This is a genomic window from Teredinibacter waterburyi (assembly GCF_001922985.1).
Taxonomy (GTDB): domain Bacteria; phylum Pseudomonadota; class Gammaproteobacteria; order Pseudomonadales; family Cellvibrionaceae; genus Teredinibacter; species Teredinibacter waterburyi.
The window spans coordinates 166,849-179,324 of the sequence record NZ_MRUH01000164.1; the positions used below are offsets into that span (position 1 = coordinate 166,849).

Consider the following 12,476-nt stretch of genomic DNA (forward strand, 5'->3'; position numbering starts at 1 on the left):
ATGATCTAGATAGAATTTATTAAGCGGTCGAACAAATCCCTAGCCACTGAAATAACTTGTGTATTGGCCGAATAAAGTTGTTCAAAGCGGATAAGATTTGCCGCTTCTTCATCGAGGTTCACCGCCGATACCGAATTACGCAACTGCTGGGTTTGTTCTAGCACCGATTTTGTTGCATCGGCATTCACTTTAGAAGATGCAGTATCTATGCCTACTCGCTCTACCAATGTACCGTAACTTTCGCTGTAGGTAGCAACACCACCATTTAGAGTTCCCGCTCGAGCTAAATTCACCAACGCCAAAGCATTGCGATTATCCGAAGCGCCATTGCTGTTAAACCCTAAACTAAAACTGTCGCCGGTATCTGGAATACCCGTCATCTCTACTTGAATACCCAAATAATTTCGCTTTGCAAAATCTGCGGATGAAGTATCACCAAAAATCATACTGTTTGGTGGGTAGGTGCTAAGCGCAAGATCATCGCCTAACACCACATCCAGTCGACCGCCAACAACCAGCGTACCGGCAACCCCTGCGCCATTACCATTAAGGCTGACATTTGGGTTCTCACCGTCGCTAACATCTATCGACTGGCCGCTTGCCGCGGTCAAGCCAATCTGAAAATCGTCGCCCTCAGAAGAGTGAATGCGAAACTCTGCAGCGCCGGTAAGCGCATTTGCGCCAGCCTCTGCGTAGATACCCATCTTGCTAAGCTGACTATTATTGTTAATGCGTGTTGCGAGATAATCATTAAAGGCGTCTACTTCGGTCTGCGGGTCGGGTACTAACGAATCTAACACGGGGTTTCCGGTCACGGGGTCAGTGGTGTACTCCAATAAATCAAACCCATTTAAATTCAGCTGTAACGGCTCGGTACGCGTTAGATTAAGATTACTTAATTCCAGGTAGTTAAAAGCATTCGCCTCTACCCCCTGCACATTATTTAAATCGCTGGCAATTTCTTTAGCGCTGGCATTTAACCGCGTAAAAATATTCTGTGTGGTGGGTTTACCGCCCACGGTTGCAGCAGGGCCGGTGATAGTAATGGCTTCGGCAGGATAGCCGTTACTTAGAAATCCCGATCCACTCACGCCATTGGCATTTCCCTGAGTGGTAAAGCTAGCGCCGGAAATATTTAACCCCAGTAAGGTATTCGCTTGAGCCGCGGGGGCAACATCACCGTTGCCATCAGGGTCGCCATTGTAATTCTGCAGGGTAATATCGCCGTAGCCCGCAGTGGTTAAGCGAAAAGCAAGGTTATTATTCTCGGCTATATAGGCCTCGACATTGGCCGAGCCTAGCTGAGCATTAATTTCATCTAACAATATGGCATTCGAGGTAATTGCGGGGCCAGATATAGTGACTTGAAAGGTTCCATCAGAACTGGCATTTTGAGTACCACTAATGACAACATCAAATGCGAATTGATTACTTGTGGCACTAAAATCTGATGCGACAAACGATGGTGGCGAAGCGGTAGCCAAGCCTGGAATTAAGGCCGCTTGCAGCGCTGGTTGACGCCCTTCTGGCAAGCCTAACATTGCCCCGCCAGAACTTACTTGAGTAGCGTTCGGGTCGGTGCTGAATAAATTATTGGAAATGCCTGGCACATAGCGTTGATCGCGGATGGGAGGATCAAGTTGTTGGGGATTGCCTGGGTCTGAATTATCGAGAATATCGTAGCTAGTTGCAGAATTAAACCGAACAATAAGCGGCGGATTCATTTCTCCCGCGGTCGCCAGCAACGGAATCGGATTGCCATCGACATCGATCAAGCTGGTTACGGTACCGGGTGCAATAACACCCGTACCACTGTTACCAAGGCTTGACTCTGTTAACAACGGGCTGCCAAAGGCAATACTTTGAGGGTCGACAAGCGCCGAGGAAAAATCGCGACCACCGGTACGCACCGGCAATAATTTAAATTCGTCACCCTGTACAAAACTGCCACTTTGAAAGACTAATTCCAAGCCATCAAATTCAACACTATGAGGTAGCTTGCCCGGCAATAGTCCAGTTGCCACTTCCACACCATCGGTTACGCGGGTAATACGAAACAGCCCGCCGTTATCCATATCTACTTCGTAATCACTGGCGACCAATTGCGATGAGTCGGCAATGTTCAGCAGCATTCGACCATTTTGTGGTTCGGCATTGGTTGAGTTGCTAATAACGCGGTCGGCCGCTATATCGGGATCGTTAACATCATTAAAAAACAAGCCGCCAAACTCATCATCAAGGTTTATTCCCTGTTGATGCACTTCGTTAAAGGTATCGGCCATAACCACGGCGATTCGACCAAACTCGTTATAAACGTCGTTCATAACGGTATCGCGAAAACGCAGTAGCCCACCAATTTCACCACCCGTAAGAAGATTAGTAATGGCCTGACTACTCGATCCCGTTTGAAAGACCACATCCTCGCGCGTTGGATCGGTAACACTGGCTTGTAAACTAAGTTCGCGGGCTTCATTACCTACAACAATATTTTGGCCACTACCGATAACAATATTAACTTGTCCAGAACTCTGTTCGTAAACCTGTATGCTTACCAGTTCTGACAACTTACGTAGTGATTCGTCTCGCTGATCGAGTAAGTCATTTGGCTGAACTGATTCACCATAACCTTGAGAGTCGGATATTTTTCGGTTTAATTGCGCAATGTTCGCTGTTAACGCATTTACTTGAGAAACCGAGGAACGCAATGACTCATCAATTCCACCTTCGATGGTTTCGAATCGGCTGTAGAGTGCGTTAAACCTGTCGGCTATATTTTGCGACTCACTTAAAATTAATTGGCGTGCGGGTATAGACGTTGGGTCATCCAAACCATTTTGTACCGACGCAAAAAACGATTCCATTCCAGATGAAAGTCCGGTGGACGCGTTGGCCAGCAAATTATCCAGCTGACTGACATTGTATTGATAAATATCGAGATCTGCGGACAGTGACGTATCCGAGCGCAACTGCTCGGTAACGTAGCTGTTAACAATACGCTCGATTGTTTGTACATTAGCGCCATTACCAATGTAGCCGATACCACTTGGCGTGGCCGGGTTGGTTTGCGCGATTACCCGCTGGCGGCTGTAGCCATCGACACCGGCATTGGTAATATTATGCCCTGTAGTACTCAACGCCGATTGCGCGACTCTAAGGCCAGATACACTTACACTGAGTAGATCGGAACTCATGCGTCCTCCTCAATTAGCCTGTGCATCTAACCTTCCCCTCGTTTGCCGACGCTGCCAATCCGCTGATAAACAGACAATACTTTATCGGCATAATTTGGGTCGGTTGCGTAGCCTGCCTGATGCAACGCTTGTATATATTCATCTGCATCTTGCGCCTGCAACGCTGGCTGGTAACGTTCGCTACCGCCAATAAAAGCGCCGTAGTCAGCAACAGCGGCTTCAAGACTTTCATAACGTCGAAAATCGGAAACAACAGGTTTAAACGTACTGTTGGAAAACTCCAAGGAGGACATTGAAACAACGTCCCCCTTCCAAGACGATCCAGCCTTGATATTAAAAATATTAAAACTGCTATCGCCCTGCTGTGCAATTACCGAGCGTCCCCAACCAGTCTCGAGTGCAGCCTGAGCAAGAATAATATCTGCATCTAAGCCCATTTTTTCTGCGAGTTTTTCCACATAGGGGCCAACTCTTTCGACAAACTCTTCAGGACTATTCGCTAACGCCGCACGTTCAGCGGGCTCATTATTAATACTCGATTCGGTTGTAGCGAAACGAGGCTTAGACAAATCAGCTTTAGACGAGACCGACGCAGCTGAAACGGGGATGTCTGCTAGCGCTACAGATTTTTGTGGCGAACTAGCAGGCAAGGTCATTTGATTAACGTTGCCTTGGTATAATGCTTCGGTTGTGGCGGACTGGTTTGCCAAAGATTGTAACTTGTTGAAATCTTCGCCGAGTAAATCTCTATCACCATAGTTCTGCTTCATTTGTCGGTACATGGATTTGGCAATACCGATCCCGCCGACATCGCTGTTGGCAATTTTTAATGACAACTGCTGATCGTACATATCGCGGTAGAACTTTGTCTCATTACTGTTTTGAATATTGCCTTCTTCAAACACTGCATTAGCCGCACGCATATTTTTTAACATCATAGAAATAAACATCGATTCAAATTGTTGCGCGACTTTTTTAAGCGCCGCATCCTTATCATCCATTGCTCGGATAGCATTAAGGCTATTTAAATCGTTAAAGTTATCTTCGCCAGATGTGGTCACACTTAGTGATGGCGTGGCGCTGGGTGAGAGTGCTGAAATGCTCATCTAAATCACCATAATCTCGGCTTTTAAGGCTCCCGCTTGCTTCAGCGCTTCCAAAATAGCCATTAAATCCCCTGGTGCGGCACCGACTTCATTCACGGCTCTCACAATGTCGTTTAGGGTTGGGCCGGGGCTAAAGCTAAACATCGCCCCGCTCTCTTCAGAAATTTCGACTTGGCTATCGGGAACGACTACGGTATCGCCGCCGCCAAACGCGCCCGGCTGACTAACGCTAACATCTTCGCGTACGGTGACGGTTAGCGAACCGTGAGTCACCGCAACGGGTGATACTCGTACGTGTTCACCCACCACAATAGTGCCGGTGCGAGAATTAATAATAATACGCGCAGAGGCTTCACCTGGAGTGACGTCGATATTTTCTAACAACGCCAAGAAATCTACTCGATGAGCCGGATCCTGCGGCGCTTGCACTTCAATCGAAGTGGAATCCATAGGTTTTGCAACTCCAGGGCCCAACAGCTCATTGATGGCATCGGCTAATCGCTTCGAGGTGGTAAAATCAGGGGCGTGTAAATTAAAAATGAGTTTGCTATCACCGGCAAAACTACTCGCAACAGCGCGCTCAACAAACGCGCCGTTCGGAATCCGTCCTACACTGGGAATATTAACGGTAACCCGAGAGCCGTCTCGCCCCTCTACGCCGAAACCGCCGACTATTAAATTGCCCTGAGCTACCGCGTAAATTTCACCGTCAATACCTTTCAACGGTGTGATCAACAATACTCCGCCGCGTAAACTTTTCGCGTTGGCAATTGAGGACACAGTGATATCTATAGTTTGACCGGGCTTGGCGAACGCGGGCAGCTCCGCATGTACAGCAACGGCTGCGACATTTTTTAACTGAAAATTAGAGCCCGGCGGAATAGTGATACCAAACTGCCGCAACATGGAATTAAATGACTGGGTAGTAAAAGGTGTTTGATTGGTTTGATCTCCAGAGCCATCGAGGCCCACCACTAATCCATAACCAATTAACTGATTCGCACGCACACCCGCTACCGAAGCTAAATCTTTAATACGATCGGCATGTGCACTATTAGGCGGGCCAATAACAACCGCAAACAGCAAACAGCACAAAATGGCTTTAGCTAGATATTTTTCAGCAAAAGACACTAAAAAGTCGATACGATTAGGCACATACTTCACTATTGAGTTCATCTTGCGCGTTACTCTTAAAATGGCCATAAAGGATGGTTAAAGAACTGCGTTAACCATCCGGCTCTTTGGGAATCTGCAAATTCCCCCGTTCCGGAATAGGCGATTCTGGCATTGGCAATTTTGGTAGACACCACGGTGTTATCGGGTGTGACGTCATCGGGCCGAACCAAACCGCTGATGCGAATATATTCGTCTCCCCGATTTAATTGAATCCACTTTTCGCCGCGTACCACCAAGGTTCCATTTGGATATACATCTACAACCGTAACACTGATATTTCCGGTTAACTGATTGCTCTGGTCGGCATCGGCTTCGCCGGTAAACTGCCGTTGAGCACTCAAGTTTGTTGCCAAGCCCAAATCGCCCAAACTTGGGTTCATACCAAAAATTTGATCGGTACCGGCACCAGCGGAGACTCCGATATCGTTGTCTTTTAACACGTCAATTTTTGAAGACTTACTCGACGTTGTGCGCTCTTGCAGTGTTACCGTAATGATGTCGCCAACACGACTGGCTTTGCGATCGCCGAATAGGCTCATAGAAGAATTGGGGCTAAATAACGATCCATTTTTGGCCGGCTTAGGTAACTCTTGTGGCTGCATAACGGGTGCATAATAGGGATCATTTGGCATCACCGGCGCTTGTACACAGCCACTTAACAATACCGCGAGCGCAAGGCTAGTAAGGGCAATATTCATAATGTGGACAAGTCGTTGTCGGTTCATGGTAAAAACTTCCCGTAATTCAAATAAATAAAGATTATCGCCACTAATGCGTTACAGGTTTTGGGTAACAAACTGCAGCATCTGATCTGCCGTCGAAATCACTTTAGAGTTCATCTCGTAGGCACGCTGAGTGGTAATCATATTGACCATTTCTTCAACGATATCGACGTTGGAGTTTTCCAACATGCCCTGTTTAATTTGGCCAATGCCATTTTCACCGGGCGTTCCGGTGATAGGGTCACCACTGGACGCAGTTTCTAAAAATTTATTGCCACCAATCGCCTGCAAACCGCCGGGGTTTACAAAATCGACCAACTGTATATTGCCGAGAATTTGTGGTGCAGGTGTTCCCGGTACAAAGGCGCTAACGATCCCATCGGTACCCACGGTAAGCCGATCGGCATTGTCTGGAAGGGTGATATTCGGCTGTAGCTGCATACCGTTGGCATCGACAATTTCACCATCCGAATTTAAGTGCATTTGCCCCGCACGGGTGTAGGCGATATTTCCATCTGGCTGGAGTATTTGAAAGAACCCGCGACCGTCGATAGAAAAGTCCAACGGCTGATCGGTGATCTGTAAGCTACCATCGGTAAACTGTTTTTGCGTGCCGACGACGCGAACACCTGTACCTAGCTGTAAGCCCGAAGGCAACTGGGTTTCTTCTGTATTCTGTGCGCCCGGCTGACGTTGGATTTGATAAAGCAAATCTTCAAACACAGTGCGGTCCCGTTTAAATCCCACGGTGGACGCATTCGCCAAGTTGTTGGCGACGGTTGTCAACTGGGTATCCTGAGCGGCTAAACCTGTTTTACTTACATACAAGGCTGCGTGCATGATTCACCTCTATTTGAACTCATAAATTAAACTGCTAAAAATTAATGGCTAATAGCTCTTTAGCGAAACGTTCGCTAGCCATTCATTTGTAAAAGTCGAGCCGAAGCTTCCGAATCTTCTTTTACCGTTTGCATAATTTTCACTTGCATTTCGTACTGCCGCGCCAAGTTCATAACTTCGACCATTTCGTTTACGGCGTTGACATTACTGCCTTCGACAAAGCGCGAAATTAATCGTACACCGGCGTCGGCGGGTACATCTTCGGCGGGCGTTAAGGTTCTCACCAAGCCGTCTTCCATTTTTTTAATGTTGTCTAGGCCTGGGTTAACCAACTTAATTCGGTCTACCTGAACTGGCGAATCGACGCCCTGCCCTAAGGGTATGGCGGTAATTGTTCCATCGACGGCAACTTCAAGTTTTTCGGCCGCAGGAATGGCGATAGGACCACCATTGCCCATTACCGGCAAACCGTTGCCGGTTCGCAACATACCAACGCTATCGACAAATAGTGAGCCGGCACGGGTATAGGCTTCAGTTCCGTCTGGCGCTTGCACGGCAATAAAACCTTCACCCTCGATGGCAACATCTAAATCCCTGCCGGTCTCTACGAGCGGGCCCTGTTTAAAATCGGTTGCAGGGCTTTCTGTAAGCGCGTAGGCGCGTGTTGGCTGACCATCCCCGTAGTAGACAGGCATACTTCTCGCCTGCGCGAAATCGGCTTTAAAACCTACGGTGTTGAGGTTTGCCAAATTATTGGCATGAGCAACTTGTCCAAGCATATTGTTCTTGGCGCCACTCATAGCAATATAAAGTGCTTTATCCATGATTCGTCTACCTGTTGGCTGACTTCCGCGTAAATATTCGGGTGTTAAAAAACTGTCGTTTTTAATCTACACAGTGGAAATTGCAATAAGGGTGCCAATTAAATTATTGCAAGAATTATAGAGGAGGGAGTGCCAGCCGCACGCGTGAAATTACGCTAGGCAACGGGGTTCTAGTGAGAATAGAAAAACTAGTTAGAGAAGCTTAAATGATCAAAGCAAGATGTAGAGGGGGCCATGTCGACCGCCCTCTATAAAATGTTATTTAAAAAATTATTAACGCAGGTTAATAATGGTTTGTGTGACTTGGTCTGCCGTTTCAATTGTCTTGGCACTCGCCTGGAAATTACGTTGCGCAATAATCAAGTTTACCAACTGCTCAGACAAGTCAACATTCGACTCTTCCAAGGCGCCGGCTTGAAGCGATCCAAGCGCTGCACTGCGCGGCGTACCAACATTGGGCGCGCCAGATTCAAAATTTTCGGCCCACATGGTATTACCCACCGGCTGCAAGCCCTGCTGATTGGTAAAATCTGCTAGCGCAACCTGCGCCAATATTTGTGACTCGCCGTTAGTATAGCGTGCGAAAATAACGCCCGATTCGTCGATACTTAAGCCAGATAGACGACCCGTTGCAAAGCCATTTTGATCCACGTCATTAACCGAAAATTCAGAGCCAAATTGGGTTGTACCCGTAAGGTCGACAACAAAGTTAGATGATACAGGTGGATCTGGTATTACAGTTGTTCCCCCCGCCAATACATTTTGCGGTCCCATAGCACCATTGGCCATGCCGTTGGAATCGAGTGGCGTCCAATTAGAGATCAACATATCTTCGGTGAGAGTTGTATTCAGTGAGCCATCCTCTCGAAAGTACACATCGAATTTAGCGGTAGTCGGCTGAGTATTTTGCGGCGATGGTAACGCCGTGTTTGGGTCGCCAACATCTTGCCCATCGATTTGTACATACATACTCCAGTGGTTCGCGGCAGTCGTTAAATCTGTCGGTTCGTAATGCTCTTTTACGAAGTACTGAGTAAGCACATGAGAATTGCCAAGGCTATCGTAAATACTCATCGAGGTAGCGCTGTTGTAAGTCGACTGGTCGTTGGGGTCAAACGCATTGAGAACAACATCGCTAAATTCGGTATCGGAAATAGGCTGAAACAAGCCAACCGACGGCGGTGTTTCATTCTGCATAACGTAGTCTTCTGCAAGCACTAGATTAATTGTGCCACCCACGACTACGGAATTTAAGGTTGAGTCAAAATTTCCCGCGCTAACGGGAGGCACTTGTAATACCTGCGCAGGCGCATCGGGATCACCCTGTATCGACAGCGAATCTCCACCATCGGTACTAGCTATACTGATTCGTAAATCGTCGCCCACTACCGACTGTAAAGACAGGCTCGTCGCAGTTGGGTCTAGAGTGGCCGAAATGCCGGGTAAAATGGTATTGCTCAAACTATTAATTTCAGCTTCCAACGTTGCTAAGGAATCTCCCGTTAACTGCACACCGTTAATCGACACCGTCATATTGTCGGCACTACTATTAAAACCGGTTATGGTTAAGTTCGTATTGGAGGTAGCGGAAACACCTTGCAATGCATTTAATTCTGACGCTGTTTGCGCAGCTGAAGCGCCCGCCAGCGATGTATAGGTTACCGATTGGCCCTTACCATCAACAAAATCGATTGACTGTTGCGGGTAACCGTTAGATACAGCGGCGATACCCGCTACTGAAGCCGGTGCCGGACTAATGCCGATCTGCGCGGCGTTAGCGGAGGGTGAATTAATTTGAATTTGTGTGTTTTCACCTTCCTGCAATGCAGTAAATTCTAAGCCGTACACACCGCCGCCATAGTCGACCGCGTTGGCAACAACATCGACAGGTGTTTGCGGTGGCGCTGGTGAAAATATTTGCGCGTTGATAACGCCAGCCAAAGTACGTAAATCATTAAAGGTATTGACCGTCGCAGGAACACCATCGTCGGTATCGAGCGAAATATCAACGGAGCCATTATTGCCCGTTGCCGAGCCGGAAAACTGCACCTCAAATGACATTGGCGTTCCGGTAGGCGCCGGCGAGAAATTATTCGCCAGTGGCAAACCAAATGTCGTGCCGGTCAAGGTGGTAGTGGTAGATGTTTGCAGTCCAGCCTGAGCCACGCCAATGGCATTACCTGAGGTGTTAAATGAGCGGCCAACGCTTTGCAATACCGGGTTGGTGGAATTCAGGTTTAAAACCGACTCCACATCGGTTGTTTGGCGCGGCGCGAGATTTGCCGTTTGTATTTGTACATCGCCAATTACACCACCAACATTACCACTCGTGTCTGCCTCGAACCCCTGTAAGCGGGCACCGATATTGTTGGTAATAAAACCATCATCATCCAAACCGAAGGTTCCGGCTCGGGTATAAAGCTGTTCTCCGCCACGGCTAACAATAAAAAAGCCATTGCCGTTAATCGCCATATCCAGTTCGTTCTCAGTAAAGGCCACATTGCCCTGAGCGAACGACTGGGATACATCCTGCACCTGTACACCCGCACCAATATTGTTAGAACCCGCCCCTAAAACTGAGTTGGCGTAAACGTCACCGAATTCCGTACGCGAAACTTTAAACCCGTTCGTCGATGCGTTGGCAATATTACTACCGGTAACAGAGAGATTGGTAGAAGCGGCGCGAATGCCGCTAAGCGCTGTATCAAATGGCATAAATTACTCCTGCGTATACAACATTATTCAAAGGTAAGCGGCAAATTATTGCCTCTATTACCCTATTAAATTTCGCCCTAGTGGCGCAAAACTAAAACGACTAAATCATGTGTCGGTACAATAGGTGTCGGCACAATAGGTGGTGCTATTCGTTAAACTGCTTCACATCGGTTAAACTCACCGCGCCGATACCGGCCAAGTTCAAGGTGAGACCGCCATTGGCACCGACCGTTACACTATTAACATTTGCCGACAATGCGGTATCCAACTGCGACACTTCGCCGTCGATATTGGTAGTGACTTCAAACCGGTAAATACCCGGCGCCACGCCGTCTTGATGGCTGCTGGCCCAATCCAATAACTCACCATTCACTTCTAGTTGCTGACCATTCCAACGCATAACGAGTTCACCCGCTGGCTGTATGCCCAGCGATGCCTGATCAACAAGTTGCCCCGCTTCTGTATAGATGCTGACTTTCACATCGTTTGCTGTGTGCGGTACTTCGATACTAGCCGTGACCAAATCACCGGCACCTAGCTGTGTTTGCTCTGCCGGCACGGTTACAGAACGGCCGACTAAGGTGGAGGCCTGTAGCGCCTGATTGGCAACAAAATTATTGGTAAAGCTACTAAAGTTGTTGTTCAGCTTATCCAGACTTTCCACCGAGCTAAACTGCGCTAACTGTGCGATAAATTCGGTATTTTCCTGTGGGCTCAGCGGATCTTGATTTTCAAGCTGGGTAATCATGAGCTGCAGAAATGCACTCTGCCCCAACTCGTTAGATTGCGGGTCGCCTTCGGTTTTGCGCGTGATCGATAAATCACTTAACGCGCTCGTATCGGCAATTGAATTTACACTACTCATTTTCTCATCCTCGCGTCAGAGCCATAGGTATCTACTCGAAGTTTCCCGCTACTGACCCAGTGTTAAAACACGTTGTACCATTTGCTTTGCAGCATTCATGACTTCGACATTCACCTGAAATGAACGCGATGCCGAAATCATATTGGTCATTTCTTCCACCACATTTACATTGGGGTAATACACATACCCCTCTTCATCGGCGTTAGGGTTATTCGGCTCATAACGAGGCTGCACCGGCGCCTGACTTTCAACAATACCGGTGACCTGAACACCTGCGGCAGCGTCGTCACCGTTTGGCATTGCACCCTGCCCTGCCAACACTGACGCCTGCACGGTGGCAAAAACGGGGTGGCGACCACGATAGGTTTGGTCGCTACTACTACTTGCCGTCTCAGCATTTGCAATATTACTTGCGGTGGTATTCATACGTTGGCTTTGCGCATTCATACCAGAACCGGCAACGTTAAAAATAGTGGAAAGTCCCATAATAAATTCGCCTTTATTCGCCCTTTATTGCCTTGCTTAAGCCTTTAAACTTGCTGTTCAAAAACGTAAACGTGGCCTGAAAATCGAGATTGTTTTTCATAAACTCCGCGTGCTCTACCTGCTCTTCAACGGTATTGCCGTCAATAGAAGGCTGTGTAGGTGCGCGATATAAACGCTCGGCAGTTTGACTCGAATTGCGATCCATACCGATGTGACCTTTCTGCGTCGCGGCCATAGCAAAGGGTTGCGACTGCTGAGCCATCGACGATTTAAGCGCTTGCTGAAAATCTATGTCCCGCGCTTTGTAGCCTGGGGTGTCGGCATTGGCGAGGTTGCTCGCCAAAACGCTCGCTCTATCGGCGCGAATACGCAACGCACTTTCGTGGGGGCCGAGCGCAGTATTGAAGTTAATCGCCATAATCTTGTCCGGTACGGAGTATTGCCGTATTGCAATCGTTTATTTATCGTCACTAACACTAGAGCAATGCTTGTGCCAACAGGAACATAAAATTTAAATATCTGAATTACATAGACTTTTTCTTGAGTCAGGA

General features: G+C 47.9%; 10 protein-coding genes. All 10 read right to left on the reverse strand.

What is annotated here, in order from left to right; genetic code table 11:
• Positions 1 to 5: 5 nt before the first annotated feature.
• Positions 6 to 3,191: a flagellar hook-associated protein FlgK gene (gene flgK / locus IDZ20_RS12175; RefSeq protein ID WP_188151698.1), complete on the reverse strand. Its 3,186-nt coding sequence runs from the start codon at positions 3,189 to 3,191 to the stop codon at positions 6 to 8.
• A 26-nt stretch (positions 3,192 to 3,217) separates the two neighbouring features.
• Positions 3,218 to 4,297, reverse strand: coding sequence for a flagellar assembly peptidoglycan hydrolase FlgJ (flgJ, locus tag IDZ20_RS12180; protein ID WP_188151699.1), 1,080 nt, complete (start codon positions 4,295 to 4,297; stop codon positions 3,218 to 3,220).
• The gene (locus IDZ20_RS12185; protein ID WP_188151700.1) at positions 4,298 to 5,473 is read right to left on the reverse strand and encodes a flagellar basal body P-ring protein FlgI; all 1,176 of its coding nucleotides are present in this window, start codon (positions 5,471 to 5,473) and stop codon (positions 4,298 to 4,300) included.
• Between the two features lie 14 nt (positions 5,474 to 5,487).
• Positions 5,488 to 6,198 (reverse strand): flagellar basal body L-ring protein FlgH, encoded by a 711-nt coding sequence (flgH, locus tag IDZ20_RS12190; protein ID WP_245792293.1) that lies wholly within the window; start codon positions 6,196 to 6,198, stop codon positions 5,488 to 5,490.
• 51 nt (positions 6,199 to 6,249) lie between these two features.
• Positions 6,250 to 7,035: a flagellar basal-body rod protein FlgG gene (gene flgG / locus IDZ20_RS12195; RefSeq protein ID WP_188151701.1), complete on the reverse strand. Its 786-nt coding sequence runs from the start codon at positions 7,033 to 7,035 to the stop codon at positions 6,250 to 6,252.
• A gap of 74 nt (positions 7,036 to 7,109) precedes the next feature.
• Entirely contained in the window at positions 7,110 to 7,859 is a 750-nt protein-coding gene (gene flgF, locus IDZ20_RS12200; RefSeq protein WP_188151702.1) for a flagellar basal-body rod protein FlgF, read from the reverse strand.
• 273 nt (positions 7,860 to 8,132) lie between these two features.
• Positions 8,133 to 10,574 carry a flagellar hook-basal body complex protein gene (locus IDZ20_RS12205; protein ID WP_188151703.1) on the reverse strand — a complete coding sequence of 814 codons (2,442 nt, stop codon included), beginning with the start codon at positions 10,572 to 10,574 and terminating at the stop codon, positions 8,133 to 8,135.
• 145 nt (positions 10,575 to 10,719) lie between these two features.
• Entirely contained in the window at positions 10,720 to 11,439 is a 720-nt protein-coding gene (locus IDZ20_RS12210) for a flagellar hook assembly protein FlgD (protein WP_188151704.1), read from the reverse strand.
• Between the two features lie 48 nt (positions 11,440 to 11,487).
• Positions 11,488 to 11,925, reverse strand: a complete 438-nt coding sequence (gene flgC / locus IDZ20_RS12215; protein WP_188151705.1) for a flagellar basal body rod protein FlgC — start codon at positions 11,923 to 11,925, stop codon at positions 11,488 to 11,490.
• Positions 11,926 to 11,938: 13 nt separating this feature from the next.
• Positions 11,939 to 12,343 carry a flagellar basal body rod protein FlgB gene (gene flgB / locus IDZ20_RS12220; RefSeq protein WP_188151706.1) on the reverse strand — a complete coding sequence of 135 codons (405 nt, stop codon included), beginning with the start codon at positions 12,341 to 12,343 and terminating at the stop codon, positions 11,939 to 11,941.
• Positions 12,344 to 12,476 lie beyond the last annotated feature (133 nt).